13 protein-coding genes and 1 pseudogene are annotated in these 15,375 nt (G+C 63.5%); 5 read left to right on the top strand and 9 right to left on the bottom strand.

Going from position 1 to position 15,375, the window contains the following annotated elements:
• The 9 genes from EN932_RS13255 to EN932_RS13215 form a co-directional block, all read right to left on the bottom strand.
• Window positions 1-504 (bottom strand): hypothetical protein (locus EN932_RS13255; protein ID WP_128368863.1); only part of this gene is annotated, 504 nt, incomplete at its 3' end.
• Window positions 505-563: 59 nt separating this feature from the next.
• A complete protein-coding gene (gene odhB / locus EN932_RS13250) occupies window positions 564-1,838 on the bottom strand; it encodes a 2-oxoglutarate dehydrogenase complex dihydrolipoyllysine-residue succinyltransferase (RefSeq protein ID WP_127384634.1) in 1,275 nt (424 codons plus the stop codon).
• 47 nt (window positions 1,839-1,885) lie between these two features.
• Complete coding sequence (locus EN932_RS13245; protein WP_027163286.1) at window positions 1,886-4,873, bottom strand: 2-oxoglutarate dehydrogenase E1 component; 2,988 nt, start codon at window positions 4,871-4,873, stop codon at window positions 1,886-1,888.
• A gap of 128 nt (window positions 4,874-5,001) precedes the next feature.
• Window positions 5,002-5,904: a succinate--CoA ligase subunit alpha gene (sucD, locus tag EN932_RS13240; protein WP_013528849.1), complete on the bottom strand. Its 903-nt coding sequence runs from the start codon at window positions 5,902-5,904 to the stop codon at window positions 5,002-5,004.
• Window positions 5,905-5,945: 41 nt separating this feature from the next.
• On the bottom strand, window positions 5,946-6,317 hold the full coding sequence (locus EN932_RS13235; RefSeq protein WP_013528848.1) for a cupin domain-containing protein: 372 nt from the start codon (window positions 6,315-6,317) through the stop codon (window positions 5,946-5,948).
• Between the two features lie 4 nt (window positions 6,318-6,321).
• A complete protein-coding gene (gene sucC, locus EN932_RS13230; RefSeq protein WP_024504973.1) occupies window positions 6,322-7,515 on the bottom strand; it encodes an ADP-forming succinate--CoA ligase subunit beta in 1,194 nt (397 codons plus the stop codon).
• A gap of 43 nt (window positions 7,516-7,558) precedes the next feature.
• Window positions 7,559-8,527 carry a malate dehydrogenase gene (gene mdh / locus EN932_RS13225; protein ID WP_013528846.1) on the bottom strand — a complete coding sequence of 323 codons (969 nt, stop codon included), beginning with the start codon at window positions 8,525-8,527 and terminating at the stop codon, window positions 7,559-7,561.
• Between the two features lie 369 nt (window positions 8,528-8,896).
• Complete coding sequence (gene zapE, locus EN932_RS13220; protein ID WP_013528845.1) at window positions 8,897-10,096, bottom strand: cell division protein ZapE; 1,200 nt, start codon at window positions 10,094-10,096, stop codon at window positions 8,897-8,899.
• 166 nt (window positions 10,097-10,262) lie between these two features.
• Window positions 10,263-10,802, bottom strand: coding sequence for a protease inhibitor Inh/omp19 family protein (locus EN932_RS13215; RefSeq protein WP_013528844.1), 540 nt, complete (start codon window positions 10,800-10,802; stop codon window positions 10,263-10,265).
• Window positions 10,803-11,081: 279 nt separating this feature from the next.
• On the opposite strand from EN932_RS13215, the gene EN932_RS13210 reads away from it, so the two are divergent.
• From EN932_RS13210 to EN932_RS13190, 5 genes and pseudogenes are all read left to right on the top strand, one after another.
• Complete coding sequence (locus tag EN932_RS13210) at window positions 11,082-12,101, top strand: MBL fold metallo-hydrolase (protein WP_127369572.1); 1,020 nt, start codon at window positions 11,082-11,084, stop codon at window positions 12,099-12,101.
• Between the two features lie 82 nt (window positions 12,102-12,183).
• Complete coding sequence (locus EN932_RS13205; protein WP_013528842.1) at window positions 12,184-12,345, top strand: DUF1328 family protein; 162 nt, start codon at window positions 12,184-12,186, stop codon at window positions 12,343-12,345.
• 96 nt (window positions 12,346-12,441) lie between these two features.
• On the top strand, window positions 12,442-13,326 hold the full coding sequence (dapF, locus tag EN932_RS13200; RefSeq protein ID WP_128368862.1) for a diaminopimelate epimerase: 885 nt from the start codon (window positions 12,442-12,444) through the stop codon (window positions 13,324-13,326).
• A complete protein-coding gene (gene mtaB, locus EN932_RS13195) occupies window positions 13,326-14,639 on the top strand; it encodes a tRNA (N(6)-L-threonylcarbamoyladenosine(37)-C(2))-methylthiotransferase MtaB (protein ID WP_013528840.1) in 1,314 nt (437 codons plus the stop codon). The genes dapF and mtaB overlap by 1 nt, the downstream gene beginning before the upstream one ends.
• 12 nt (window positions 14,640-14,651) lie before the next feature.
• Window positions 14,652-15,375: pseudogene (locus EN932_RS13190) on the top strand (signal recognition particle-docking protein FtsY); the annotation flags it as partial.

Below are 15,375 nucleotides of genomic sequence, written 5' to 3'. Positions count from 1 at the left end.
CTTCAAGGCAAACACATCCCACGGCACTTTCGAAAATCCGCTGCCGCCATAGGCGCTGGATTGGCGCAACGCCGGCCCGAGGTCCGGCAGGATCAGCGTCTTCGGCGCTTCGACGCCTTCAGCCGGCAGCAGTCCGATGTTGCCGTTTTCATCCGCCGTGTAGATGACGCCGTGCCAGGGCGTGCAGGCGGCAAGCTCCTCGCCGGTGACGTCGCCCTCGGGGCATTTGTGCATCAGCGCGCCGTTCGGCCGCGATACGCCTTCATTCCACATGACGATGCCGTTAAGCACCACATTGTTGTCGAGGATCATCCGGAAGCTGTTGGTGACGGTCGCCGAGGTGCCGGTCGGCGTGAAATCGATCTCGCTGCCGCTCTGGGCGTCGCCATAGACAGCGAGTTCTATCGGGCAGGCGGCATGGGCGCCGGCAGCGGCCAGCACCATGCCGGCCGCGATCGATGCGATCGAAAGCACCTTGGAAAGGCTAAGGGAACGGGTCGTCATTCTGCCGCGCAGATCCCTTCCTCCGGCACACATTCCAACAGCCGGATCAGCACCAGACCTCAGAGATCAAGCACCAGCCGTTCCGGATCCTCCAAGCTTTCCTTGACGCGCACCAGGAACGTCACCGCTTCCTTGCCGTCGACGATACGGTGATCGTAGCTGAGCGCCAGGTACATCATCGGCCGGATGACGATCTGGCCGCCGACCACGACAGGCCGGTCCTGGATCTTGTGCATGCCCAGAATGCCCGACTGCGGCGCGTTGAGGATCGGGGTCGACATCAGCGACCCGTAAACGCCGCCGTTCGAAATCGTAAACGTGCCGCCCTGCATGTCGGCGACCGACAGCTTTCCGTCACGCGCGGCGATACCCAGCCGGCCGATGTCCTTCTCGATCTCGGCGATCGACATCTGGTCGGCATTGCGCACCACCGGCACGACGAGGCCCTTTTCAGTGCCGACGGCGACGCCGATATGGGCATAGTTCTTGAAGATGATATCGGTGCCGTCGATCTCGGCATTGACCGAGGGGATTTCCTTCAACGCGTGCGTGACGGCCTTGGTGAAGAAGCCCATGAAGCCGAGCTTCACGCCGTGCTTCTTCTCGAACACGTCCTTGTATTTGGTGCGCAGCGCCATCACCGCTGACATGTCGACCTCGTTGAAGGTGGTCAGCATGGCTGCGGTCGACTGCGCTTCCTTGAGGCGGCGCGCGATGGTCTGGCGCAATTTGGTCATGCGCACGCGCTCCTCGCGCGATGCATCGTCGCCCGAGGACGGCGCCCGCACGGCAACCGGTGCCGGTGCTGCTTTCGGCGTCTCGGCCGGCTGCGACGGCGCGCCCTTGGAGATGGCGTCGAGCACGTCACCTTTCAGCACCTGGCCGCGCTTTCCCGAACCGGAGATCTGGTCGACCGAGAGATTGCTTTCGGCGATCAGTTTCGCCGCGGCCGGTGCCGGTGGCATGGTGCGCGGCTCGACCGGGCCGGCATCGCCGGCGATCTTGGCGGTCTCGGCCGCGGCCTGCTTGCCGGTCGATGCCGCATCCGGCGACGAGGCCTGCGACACCGCTTGCGGCTTCGTGGCGGGAGCCGCGCCGCCTGCCGAAATCGACCCCAGCAGCGCGCCGACACCGACCGTCTCGCCTTCCTTGACGGTGATCTCACCCAGCGTGCCGGCGGCGGCGGCAGGCACCTCCACCGTCACCTTGTCGGTCTCGAGCTCGACCAGCGGTTCATCGGCGGCGATTGTATCGCCAACCTTCTTGAACCATTTGCCGACGGTCGCTTCAGTGACGGATTCGCCGAGAGTGGGAACGCGGATTTCGGTAGCCATTGTGCCTGTCCGTTTTCTTTCGGTTCTGTTGTTCGCCCAGATCTTCTCTATTCACCAAGCGCGTCTTCGAGCAAGGCGGCGAGTTGGGCGAGATGCTTCGACATCAGTCCGGTCGCCGGCGAAGCGGCGGCCGGACGGCCGGTGTAGCGCACCCGCTGATGCTTGGCGTCGATATGCGCCAGCACCCATTCCAGATACGGGTCGATGAACGACCAGGCGCCCATGTTCTTGGGCTCCTCCTGGCACCACACCATCTCGGCATTGCGGAACCGCGACAGTTCGGTGATCAGCGCCTTGGCCGGGAACGGGTAAAGCTGCTCGACGCGCAGCAGATAGATGTCGTTGATGCCGCGCTTTTCGCGCTCCTCATAGAGGTCGTAATAGACCTTGCCCGAACACAGCACGACGCGGCGGATCTTGGAATCCTTGACCAGCTTGATCGCTTGTCCGGAAAGCAGCTGCGCATCGTCCCACAGCAACCGGTGGAACGAGCTTTCGCCCGAAATTTCCGGCAGCGTCGACACCGCCCGCTTGTGGCGCAGCAGCGACTTCGGCGTCATCAGAATCAGCGGCTTGCGGAAGTCGCGCTTCAGCTGCCGGCGCAATATGTGGAAGTAGTTGGCCGGCGTGGTGCAGTTGGCGACTTGCATGTTGTCTTCGGCGCAAAGCTGCAGGAAGCGTTCGAGCCGGGCCGAGGAATGTTCCGGACCCTGGCCTTCATAGCCATGCGGCAACAGGCAGACGAGGCCCGACATTCTGAGCCACTTGCGTTCGCCTGACGAGATGAACTGGTCGAACACCACCTGGGCGCCGTTGGCGAAGTCGCCGAACTGCGCTTCCCACAAGGTCAGCGCCTTGGGCTCGGCCAGGCTATAGCCATATTCGAAGCCCAGAACCGCCTCTTCCGACAGCATCGAGTTGATGACTTCATAGCCGGCCTGAGCCGCCGACAGATTGTTGAGCGGGATGTAGCGGGTCTCGTCGCGCTGGTCGTAGAGCACGGAATGGCGCTGCGAGAAGGTGCCGCGTTCGGAATCCTGCCCCGACAGGCGGATCGGATTGCCGTCGAGCAGGATCGCGCCAAAGGCCAGCGCCTCGGCCGTCGACCAGTCGATGCCTTCGCCGGACTCGATCGCCTGGCGGCGGTTTTCGAGGAAACGGATGATCGTCTTGTGCGCCTCGAAATCCTTCGGCACCTCGGTCAGCTTCCTGCCGATTTCCTTCAGTGTCTTGACCGGCACGGCGGTCTTGCCGCGCCGCTGTTCGTCCTGGTTGTCGGCAGTGCGCAGGCCCGACCAGGCGCCGTCGAGCCAGTCAGCCTTGTTGGGCTTGTAGTGCTGGCCGACTTCCCATTCGGATTCCAGATGCGCCCGCCAGTCGGCTTTCAACTGGTCGAGCTCGGCCTGGGTGAGGTGACCCTCGGCGATCAGCCGGTCGCCATAGATCTGCACCGTCGTCTTGTGGTTGCGGATGTTGCGGTACATGATCGGCTGGGTGAAGGCCGGTTCGTCGCCCTCATTGTGGCCGAAGCGGCGATAGCAGAACATATCGACCACAACAGGCTTGAAAAACTTCATGCGAAACTCGATCGCCACCTTGGTGGCGTGCACCACGGCTTCCGGGTCGTCGCCATTGACGTGGAAGATCGGTGCTTCGATCATCTTGGCGACGTCGGACGGATAGGGCGAGGAGCGCGAAAAGCGCGGGTTGGTGGTGAAACCAATCTGGTTGTTGATGATGAAATGCAGCGTGCCGGCGACGCGGTGGCCGCGCAGGCCGGACAGGCCGAGGATCTCGGCGATCACGCCCTGACCGGCGAAGGCGGCATCGCCATGCAGCAAGAGCGGCAGCACCTTGGCGCGCTCTTCCAGCGGCACGATTTCCTCGCGGCTGCGGCCGAACAGATAATCCTGCTTGGCGCGCGCCTTGCCCATCACCACCGGATCGACGATTTCCAGATGCGAGGGGTTGGCGGTCAAGGACAGATGCACCTTGTTGCCGTCGAATTCGCGGTCCGACGAGGCGCCTAGATGGTACTTGACGTCGCCCGAGCCTTCGACCTCATCGGGTGCCGCAGAGCCGCCCTTGAACTCGTGGAAGATGGCGCGGTGGGGCTTGGCCATGACCTGGGAGAGCACGTTCAGCCGGCCGCGATGCGCCATGCCGAGCACGATTTCCTTCATGCCGAGCTGGCCGCCGCGCTTGACGATCTGCTCCAGCGCCGGGATCAGCGCCTCACTGCCATCGAGGCCGAAGCGCTTGGTGCCCTTGTACTTGACGTCGATGAACTGCTCGAAGCCTTCAGCCTCGACCAGCTTCTGCAGGATCGCCTTCTTGCCGGCGGCGGTGAAGGTGATCTCCTTGTCGGCACCCTCGATGCGCGCCTGGATCCAGGCCTTTTCCTCAGGGTCGGAAATATGCATGAACTCGACGCCGAGCGTGGAGCAATAGGTGCGGGTCAGGATTTCCAGCATCTGCCGGATGCTGCCGAATTCAAGCCCCAGCACATTGTCGAGGAAGATCGGCCGGTCGTAATCGGCTTCGGTGAAGCCGTAGTTTTCCGGCGACAGCTCGTTGTAGTCCTCGAGCGGCTTGGCGATGCCGAGCGGATCGAGATTGGCGTGCAGATGGCCGCGCATGCGGTAGGCGCGGATCATCATGATGGCGCGCACCGAATCGCGCGTCGCCTGGTGCACGTCGGCGTCGGACAGGACGACGCCATTGGTGACCGCCTTGTCCTTGACCTTCTTTTCGATCGTCTTCTCGACGATGCCCCAATTGCCGTCGAGCGCCGACACCAGTTCGCCATTGGCCTGCAGCGGCCAGGAGGGCTTGGCCCAGGAGGCGCCCTTGGCGTTCCTGCGCACATCGCCGGAATCGTCTTTCAGCCCGGCGAAGAACTCCTGCCATTCGGGATTGACCGAGGCTGGATCGTCCTCATAGGCGGCGTAAAGCGCGTCGATGTAATCGGCATTGCCGCCATAGAGGAAAGAGGTGAGAGAAAATTGGTCGTTGGCCTGATCTTGTCTTGCCATTTTTGTCCGCGGAGCCCGGCTCCGTCTCCTGTTTTTGGAGGGGAGTAGGGGAATAAGGGAATAGGGGAGCAGGGCTTTTTGCCGCTGCTATTTTCCCTACTGCCCTACTCCCTTACTCCCCTATTCCCTTACCCTTTGATCGCTTCGACCAAGGTCGTGCCCAGCCTTGCCGGCGACGGCGAAACTTTTATCCCGGCCGATTCCATCGCCGCGATCTTGTCTTCGGCGCCGCCCTTGCCGCCGGAGATGACCGCGCCGGCGTGGCCCATGGTGCGGCCGGCCGGCGCCGTGCGCCCGGCGATGAAGCCGGCCATCGGCTTCTTGCGGCCACGCTTGGCTTCGTCCTTGAGGAACTGCGCGGCGTCTTCCTCGGCCGAACCGCCGATCTCGCCGATCATGATGATCGACTTGGTCTCCTCGTCGGCGAGGAACATCTCGAGCATGTCGATGAACTCGGTGCCTTTGACGGGGTCGCCGCCAATGCCGACGGCGGTGGTCTGGCCGAGGCCGACATTGGTGGTCTGGAACACTGCCTCATAAGTAAGCGTTCCCGACCGCGAAACAACGCCGACCGAGCCCTTGCGGAAGATGTTTCCGGGCATGATGCCGATCTTGCATTCGTTGGGCGTCAGCACGCCCGGGCAGTTCGGGCCGATCAGCCGCGAGGTCGAACGGTCGAGCCTGGCCTTGACCCTGATCATGTCCATCACCGGTATGCCTTCGGTGATGCAGATGATCAGCGGGATCTCGGCCTCGATCGCTTCGAGGATGGCTTCGGCGGCGCCTGCCGGCGGCACATAGACGACGGACGCATTGGCACCGGTCTTTTCCTTGCCCTCGGCGACGGTGGCGAAGATCGGCAGGCTTTCGCCCTTCGCGCCGGTCCACGTCTCGCCACCCTTCTTGGGATGGATGCCGCCGACCATTTTCGTGCCGTGATAGGCCAGCGCCTGTTCGGTGTGGAACGTGCCGGTCTTGCCGGTCAGGCCCTGCACCAGCACCTTGGTGTTCTTGTCGACGAGGATGGACATGGGAGCCCTTTTCTAAAAACCGTTGATCGAGGAAAACATGGTCAGAGCCGCTTCAAGTCGGCGACGGTGAGGTCGCTCTTGGCGTTGCCGGTGTTGAGCGTCGTTGCCGGCTCGAACATCAGCACCACGGGCTCAACGGTGAGCGAGCGCGGCCGGTGTTCGACGCCGCGCGGCACGACGATGAAATCGCCCTCGCCGAGTTCGACCGGGCCGTCGCGGAAATCGATGGCAATACGCCCACGCAGCACGAGGAAGGCTTCGTCCTCATTGTCATGCGCGTGCCAATCGAAGACCTCGCCGAACTTGGCGACCTTCGCCTGGCTGTCGTTGACGTCGCCGGCGATATGCGGATCGAAGACCTTCTTGATCTTTTGATCCGCAGCCTCGACCAGGTTTATCTTATGCGGAGGCACCAGATCAGCCCTTCACCGCCGCCACGATCTTCTTGGCTGCATCGTCGAGATCGTCGGCCGACACCACGTTCAGGCCGCTGTCGTTGATGATCTTCTTGCCCAGCTCGGCATTGGTGCCTTCCAGGCGCACCACCAGCGGCACTTCCAGGCCGACTTCCTTGACCGCGGCAATGACGCCCTCGGCAATGATGTCGCACTTCATGATGCCGCCGAAGATGTTGATCAGGATGCCCTTGACCGCCGGATCCCTGGTGATGATCTTGAACGCCGCCGTCACTTTTTCCTTGGACGCACCGCCGCCGACATCGAGGAAGTTGGCGGGTTCGGCGCCATAGAGCTTGATGATGTCCATCGTCGCCATGGCAAGGCCGGCGCCGTTGACCATGCAGCCGATATTGCCGTCGAGCGCGACATAGGCGAGGTCGTATTTCGACGCCTCGATTTCCTTCTCGTCCTCTTCGGTGGTGTCGCGCAGTTCGAGCACGTCGGGGTGACGGAACAGCGCGTTGTTGTCGAACGACACTTTTGCGTCGAGCACGCGCAGCCGGCCGTTCTTCATGACGATCAGCGGATTGACCTCGAGCAGGCTCATGTCCTTCTCGACGAAGGCCTTGTAGAGGATCGGGAACAGCGTATCGCCGTCCTTGGCCGCATCGCCGTCGAGCTTGAGCGCGCCGTTGAGCGCCTTCAGGTCGGCTGAAGTGACACCTTTTTCCGGGTCGATGGCGACGGTGATGATCTTTTCCGGCGTGTCATGCGCGACCGCCTCGATGTCCATGCCGCCCTCGGTCGAGACGACGAAGGCAATGCGGCCGACCGAACGGTCGACCAGGATCGACAGATAGAGCTCGCGTTCGATGTCGGCGCCGTCTTCGATATAGAGGCGGTTGACCTGCTTGCCGGCCGGGCCGGTCTGCTTGGTCACCAGAGTGTTGCCCAGCATCTCGTTGGCGTTGGCGACGACATCGGCCACCGATTTCGCCAGCCGCACGCCGCCCTTGGCGTCCGGGCCGAGCTCGGTGAATTTGCCCTTGCCGCGGCCGCCGGCATGGATCTGGCTCTTCACCACATAGAGCGGGCCCGGCAGCGCCTTGGCGGCGGCTTCCGCTTCGCTCGCCTTGAACACCGGCACGCCTTCGGCCACCGGCGCGCCGAACGACTTCAGCAGTGCCTTGCCCTGATACTCATGGATGTTCATCTGGATGGTCTCCGGATCGACTGGGGGTTCACTTACTGGAGATTCATTTGGAGGCGAGTTGCGGCGCGATCTTGACGCAGGCCTCGGTCAGGCCCTGCACCGTCGCCACGGAGGAGTCGAACATCTTCTGCTCGCTCTTGTTGAGCTCGATCTCGATGATGCGCTCGACGCCGCCGGCGCCGATGACCACGGGAACGCCGACATAGGTATTCTTGACGCCATACTGGCCGGAGAGATACGCCGCGCAGGGCAGCACGCGCTTCTTGTCCTTGAGATAGGCTTCGGCCATCGAGATCGCCGAAGCGGCCGGCGCGTAATAGGCCGAGCCGGTCTTGAGCAGGCCGACGATCTCGGCGCCGCCGTCGCGGGTGCGCTGCACGATCTGGTCGAGCTTCTCCTTCGAGGTCCAGCCCATCTTGATGAGGTCGGGCAGCGGAATGCCCGATACCGTCGAGTAGCGGATCATCGGCACCATGGAATCGCCGTGGCCGCCGAGCACGAAGGCGGTGACGTCCTCGACCGAGACCTTGAATTCCTCGGCCAGGAAATAGCGGAAGCGCGCGCTGTCGAGCACGCCGGCCATGCCGACGACGTGGCTGTTGGGCAGGCCTGAGAATTTCTGCAGCGCCCAGACCATGGCGTCGAGCGGGTTTGTAATGCAGATGACGAAAGCCTTCGGCGCATACTTCTTCAGCCCGGCGCCGACCTGCTCCATGACCTTGAGGTTGATGCCCAAAAGGTCGTCGCGGCTCATGCCGGGCTTGCGCGGCACGCCGGCGGTGACGATGCAGACGTCGGCGCCTTCGATGCCGGCATAGTCGTTGATGCCGGTGAGCCTGGAGTCGAAGCCATCGACCGGCGACGACTGCGCGATATCGAGCCCCTTGCCCTGCGGGATACCTTCGGCAATATCGAACAGCACCACGTCGCCGAGGTCCTTGAGGCCGATCATGTGAGCGAGCGTGCCGCCGATCATGCCAGAGCCGATAAGCGCTATCTTGTTGCGTGCCATGTGAGGATGTTTTCCCTTTGTCGGTGACGACGTCTCAAATCTCTGGTGACTTGATGGTGGCGTCGAAGAAGAGGCCGGAATGCTGCGGGGAACCGCGAATTTTCGCCGCACCCAATAGCCCCGGCACGGAAAAAATTCAAACGATTATTTTGGCGTCAGTGTTTTCAATCGGTTAGATCATTTGGGATTTACGTAAACGTCAGAGTTTGTAAGCCGACTTGGGAGGAAATAACCGACGAAGATGGAAATCGTAAGGCTGGATGCGGGTAATGACGCCCTTGTGATGCGGGTGGCCGAGGAGGTTCGGGTTGTAGACGTTGGCATGACAGAGGGGGGCAAAGGATCGCTACCGACGCATTCCCTGGAAATTCAGGCCTGCGCCTGCTGTGCCTCTGGCGCCGGCTTCCCTTTCTGCCGCTCCGCCCAATCCTCCAGCCAGTCGCGACTTTGCATCTCGATCAGCCGCGATGCGGTGCGCTCGAACTCGAAGACCTCCACGCCGCGCTTGGCGGCATAAAGCGCTTGCGGCGGCGCTTCGGCGCTCACCACCAGCCGCACATGATGGTCGTAGAGCGTGTCGATCAGAAGGATGAAGCGTTTGGCCTCGTTGCGCTTGCCTTCGCCGAGCACCGGGACGTGGTCGATGAAAATGGTTGAGAAGCGCCCGGCGATCGCCAGGAAATCGCGCGCGCCAAGCGGCTTTTCGCAGAGATCGGCGAAGGAGAACCGCGCCGCATCGCCTGCCGCACGCGGCACGATCACCTGCCGCCCTTTGAGGGCAATCGATGTCTCGGCGGTCGGCGCGTTGCGCGTCATGGCTTGCCAGGCCTCGTCGAGTAGCTGGTCCGCCGCCGCATCGGCCGGCGTGACATAGACCGGTGTCCGGGCGAGCTTTTCCAGCCGGTAGTCCTTGTCGGCATCGAGCGCCAGCACCTGTGTGTGCCGCTCCAGTATGCCGATGAAGGGCAGGAAAAGCTGACGGTTCAGCCCGTCGCTGTAGAGGTTTTCCGGCGCCACATTCGAGGTGGCGACCAGCACCACACCGCTGGCAAACAGCGCCGAAAACAACCTGGACAGGATCATCGCGTCGGCGATGTCGGTGACCGAGAACTCGTCGAAGCACAGCACCCAGGCTTGCTCGGCAAGGGCCTTGGCCACCGGCGGGATCGGGTCGTCCTGCTTGACATCGCCGTTCTTGCGCGCCTGCCGGTGCTTCTGGATACGGTCCTGCACGTCCGCCATGAAGTCGTTGAAGTGGACGCGGCGCTTGCGCCGCACCGGCAGCAACTCGAAGAACATATCCATCAGCATGGTCTTGCCGCGACCGACGCCGCCATGGATGTAAAGGCCTTTGACGGCCTCATGCGTCTCGCGCTTGCGGGCGAACAGCCAGCCCAGCGCGCTCGACTTATGCGCCAGCCGCTTGGCCGAGATCTCATCGGTCAGCCGGTCGAGCGCCGCAACGATCCGTTCCTGCGCCGGATCGCGGTCGATCGTACCGGTTTCCACCAGATGCTCGTAGCGCTGCCTGACGGTCGCATGGGTCTGGAGGCCGTCACGCAGATGCATCGGTCACGTCATTTGTTTATGCATGTCGCTGTCCCGAAATCGGGGTCACTTCTGCGCGACACGCATTCGGAGGACTAAAGCGGTCGTGTCTGAACGGATTCAGACGACCCGCTTTAGATCTTTGTTTTCCCAAAACCGCGGCCACTTTTGGGCGACATGCATTAGCCTACCTTGTAAGCGAAATCGGCTGGCCGTTGGAAGTCTGGCCGTCGAATTTCGAGCCGCCCGAGGAATAGAGCCGCGCCAGCGCACCGCCACTCTCGTCATAGAGCGTCAGCTGCTTGCCGGCGACGTTCCACGACTTGACGCCGTCCATCGGCGCCGGGCAATGCAGCGGCCCAGCGCGGAAGCCGGCGCCGAATTTGGTCTGCGGTGTCGCCACCTTGCAGCTCTGGCCCGCAACGCTGGCGTTCCAGACACCGGCGACGCTGGCGGCAGTCACGTCCGAAGCGCCGGCCGGCGCCGAACCATCCGAAGGCAGCGCGGCGACCTGCGTGTTCGCAGGAGCGGTCGGGAATTGAGACGGGTCGGTGGTGCCGGGCGATGCCGGCGGCGGCAGTTGGTTCGCCGTCACCTTGCCGGCGGGCGCGGCCTCCAGCGGTGCCGGCTGCTGGTCATCCATCGAGGAGAAACGCGAGGTCGAACAGCCGCTCGCAACGAGCGCCGCCAGCGATACGGCCACCAGACCGGTTTTCGAAAAAGTCATTCCAACCTCCGTCGGATCCGGCTGGGGGGAAGCCGTCCGCACAATCTCACCCCCACCAAGATGGAGAAGGTGGCGAAATTTCAACCCGATATGGTTAAAATACAGTTTGCAGCAAGAATTGTTGCAAATTTATCGCAATCGCGGCGGCTGACCGCTTGTCGCGCGTCGCCTGGGGATCCGGTCAAAGCAGTGCAGCGCCGACATTCGACGGTTGGACGCTTGCGCGAGCCGCCTTAGCGCCTATGTCTGGAAAACGAAACACCTGCCGGAGCCGCAAAATTGGCCGCGAGAAAGACAGCCGCCAATCGCTATTATAGCGGCCCGCCCAGCGACCATTTCGACGGCGCATTGTTCTTCAATCCCGACGGCCAGCCACCCGGCCGTTTCGCCGACCTGCTGAAATGGCAGTTGAATGGCCAGCGCTCGAAATGGCCGGCGAGCGATGCAAGCCCCTTTCCGCAGGCGAAACCGACGGCTCGGGTCGAGGGCGCCGCGCTGAAAGTGACCATGGTTGGCCATTCCACCTTGCTGGTCCAGACGGCCGGTCTGAACATCCTTACCGATCCGGTGTGGTCGCTGCGCGCCTCGCCGCTTTCCTTCGCCGGACCAAAACGCATCAATGCGCCAGGCATCGCCTTTGCCGACCTGCCGCCGATCGACCTCGTGCTGGTCAGCCACAACCACTACGACCATCTCGACCTCGCCACGTTGAGGCGGCTGAAGGCCGGCCACGACCCGCTGGTGCTCACTCCGCTCGGCAACGACGCCATCATCGAAGCCGCCGTGCCCGGCATGCGGCTGTCGGCGCATGACTGGGGCGACAGGGTCGAGATCGGCGACGGCGCCGCCATTCATGTCGAGCCGGTGCATCACTGGTCGGCGCGTGGCGCCCGCGACCGGCGCATGGCGCTCTGGGCCGGCTTTGTCGTCGAAACGCCTGACGGCAAGCTCTATTTCGCCGGCGACACCGGCTTCCACGATGGCATCAACTACCGGCGGATGGCCGAGAAACATGGCGGTTTCCGCTTCGCCATCCTGCCGATCGGCGCTTATGAGCCGCGCTGGTTCATGGCGCCGCAGCACCAGAACCCCTGGGAAGCGGTGCAAGGCATGACGCTGTGCAACGCCGCCCATGCCGCCGGCTGTCACTGGGGCACCTTCCAGCTCACCGACGAGCCGATCGACGAGCCGGCGCGCAAATTGACCGAGGCGCTTGACGATCGAGGCATCCCACGCGAGCGCTTTCGCGCCTTGCGGCCGGGCGAGGTCTGGGATGTGCCGGAGCACATAGCGCCCTGATCCGCATCGGTTCGACGGAACCCCAGCGCTGCAACCGCGTTTTCATGTGGTTGAAATATTTGCCGGTTTGCGAGGCATTGTCATGCTCAAATGGATTATCATTCTCCTGATCGTCGCCGCGGCGGCGAGCTTGCTCGGCATGCCGGCACTGGCAGGTGCCGCGGCCACCGGTGCGCGTATCCTTATCGGCATCGTTCTGATCATCTTCCTGCTGGTGGTGCTGGGCATTTTCGCCGTCACGTAAGTCCGGCGCTTTCGCCGAGACCAAGCGGCTGCGCACTGGTAATTCCTGCCCGTTTCCGCCATATAGCGCCAAACGGACACGGAATTTTTCGGAGCAATGGCCAGCACTGCCCCTTTCGCCAAGATGAACGGCATCGGCAACGAGATCATCGTTGCCGATATGCGTGGCCGTGCCGATCGGGTGACGGCGGCGGCGGCGGTTGCGCTGAACGCCGATGCCGCGACCAGCTTCGACCAGATCATGGCGATCCATGACGCCAGGACGTCTGGCACCGCCTTTTTCATCGACATCCTGAATTCCGATGGAACCGGTGCGCAGGCCTGCGGCAATGGCATGCGCTGCGTCGTCCAGGCGCTCGCCGCCGAGACCGGCCAGAAGATCTTCACCTTCGAGACCGTGGCGGGCATCCTCAATGCGCGCGAACACGCCGACGGTTCGATCTCGGTCGACATGGGCACGCCGCGCTTCGGCTGGCAGGATATCCCGCTGGCCGAGGAATTCCGCGACACCCGCATGATCGAGCTGCAGATCGGCCCGATCGACGCTCCCGTGCTGCATTCACCCTCGGTCGTTTCGATGGGCAACCCGCACGCGATCTTCTGGGTCGACAACGACGTCTGGTCCTACGAGCTCGACCGCTTCGGTCCGCTGCTCGAGAACCACCCGATGTTCCCCGAGCGCGCCAACATAACCATCGCTCAGGTTACTTCGCCCGAAACCATGATCATCCGCACCTGGGAACGCGGCGCCGGCCTGACCAAGGCCTGCGGTTCGGCCTCCTGCGCGGCCGTGGTGGCCGCGGCCCGCACCAGCCGGACCGGCCGCAGCGTCAGTCTGTTGACGCCAGGCGGCGGCACGCTGCATGTCGAATGGCGCGACGATGACCACGTGGTCCTGACCGGCGCCGCCGAATGGGAATTTTCCGGCAACTTCGACCCGTCGATCGGGACATGGGCCCGCGACACTGAAAGCGCGGCCTGATGTCCGCTCTGCCCAAGAGCCCGGCGTCCCCGGGGATCGATGTCGTCACCTTCGGCTGCCGGCTCAACACCTATGAATCGCAGGTGATGCGGCGCGAGGCTGAAAGTGCGGGCCTCGGCGCGTTGGAAGGTGGCGCCGTGATCTTCAACACCTGCGCCGTGACAGGCGAAGCAGTGCGCCAGGCCAAGCAGGCGATCCGCAAGGCGCGCCGCGACAACCCGCGAGCCCGCATCATCGTCACCGGCTGCGCCGCGCAGACCGAGCCTGAAAAATTCGCCGCCATGGACGAGGTCGATCTCGTGCTTGGCAATGAAGAGAAGCTGAACGCGAATTCCTACCGCGCGCTGCCGGATTTCGGCGTCAACGACACCGAGAAGGCGCGCGTCAACGATATCTTTTCCGTGCGCGAGACCGCAGGCCACATGGTCGACGCCATCGAGGGCCGCGCACGCGCCTTCGTCCAGGTGCAGAACGGCTGCGACCACCGCTGCACCTTCTGCATCATTCCCTACGGCCGCGGCAATTCGCGCTCGGTGCCGATGGGCGCCGTGGTCGAGCAGGTCAAGCGGCTCGCCGGCAACGGCTATGCCGAGATCGTTCTGACCGGCGTCGACATGACTTCATTCGGCGCCGACCTGCCGGGCGCGCCGAAGCTCGGCAAACTGGTGAAGACCATCCTGAAACAGGTGCCCGATGTTAAGCGCCTGCGGCTGTCGTCGATCGATTCGATCGAGGCCGACGACGATTTGCTCGACGCCATCGCCACCGAGCCCCGGTTGATGCCGCATCTGCATCTGTCGCTGCAGTCGGGCGACGACATGATCCTGAAGCGCATGAAGCGAAGGCATCTGCGCGATCAGTCGATCCGCTTCTGCGAGGATGTGCGCAAACTGCGCCCCGGTATCGTCTTTGGCGCCGACATCATCGCCGGCTTCCCGACCGAGACCGACGAAATGTTCGAGAACTCGGAGAAAATTGTCGAGGAGTGTGGCCTGACCCATCTCCACGTCTTCCCCTTCAGCCCACGCGAAGGCACGCCTGCCGCGCGCATGCCGCAGCTCCGCCGCGAGGTGGTCAAGCAGCGCGCCGCCCGGCTGCGCGCCGCCGGTGAAGTTGCCTATGTCAGGCATCTGTCGTTGCTCACCGGTACGCGTCAGTCGATCCTGATCGAGCGAGACGGCCTTGGCCGCACCGAGGGTTTTACGCTTGCCGCACTCGGCACGGGCGCACCGGGTGAGATCGTCGAGGCCGATATATCGGGCCACGATGGTACCAGGCTGATCGCGGCGCCGCTTGCCGCCCGCGCCGCCTGAGAAACGCAAAGCATGGCTGGTTTTTTCAAGAAGATATTTTCGTTCGGCAAGAAAGAGGTGGTCGAGGAACGGATCGACGAGACCGCCCCGCTACCGCCGATCAAATGGGAAGCACTCGATGCGCTGAAGCCGGCGGCCGAACAGGTCGTCCCGGAGTTCTTGAAGCGCGATGAGCCGCGGCCCGAGGCAGAAACGACGCCGACGGTCGAGCCGGAGGTAATTCCTGCGCCGGAACCGGCGCCTGTCGAGGAACCGGTGCCCGCGCCGGAGCCGACCATCCCGCCAGCACCGGAGCCGACTGTTCCCTCCGAGCCGGAACCTCTGCCGGAGCCCGCGCCGAAAGAAGAACCGGCGCCCGCGCCAGAGACTCCAGAGCCGCCGGCGCCCGAGGAAGTTCCGCTCACCCCTGCGACTCCCGAACCCACGCCCGAACGGCAGCCGCAAGAAGTCCCAGCGCCGGCGCCGGCCGAACCGGAGATCGTCCCGTCACGCCCGGAAAAGCGGCCGGAGCCGGCACCAGTCGAAGTGCCGACGCCGGCCGAGGTTCCGGCAGAAACACCAGCGCCGATCGAGGTGCCCACACCGGCGCCGTCCCCTCTTCAGCCGTCTTCAGAGGCCGGCGCCGCTCCTCATCCGCCTGCCGGCACCTTCTCCCCGTATAGCGACGGGGAGAAGGAAGAAGTTTCAGCGCCGACGCCCGAAGCACCCGCCGCCGAAATCGCACCTCCCATTCGCC

The sequence above is a fragment of the Mesorhizobium sp. M7A.F.Ca.US.002.01.1.1 genome, from assembly GCF_004022955.1.
Taxonomy (GTDB): Bacteria; Pseudomonadota; Alphaproteobacteria; order Rhizobiales; family Rhizobiaceae; genus Mesorhizobium; species Mesorhizobium ciceri.
The sequence above is the reverse complement of the archived record's forward strand: the minus strand, read 5'-3'. Positions and strand labels throughout refer to the sequence as shown.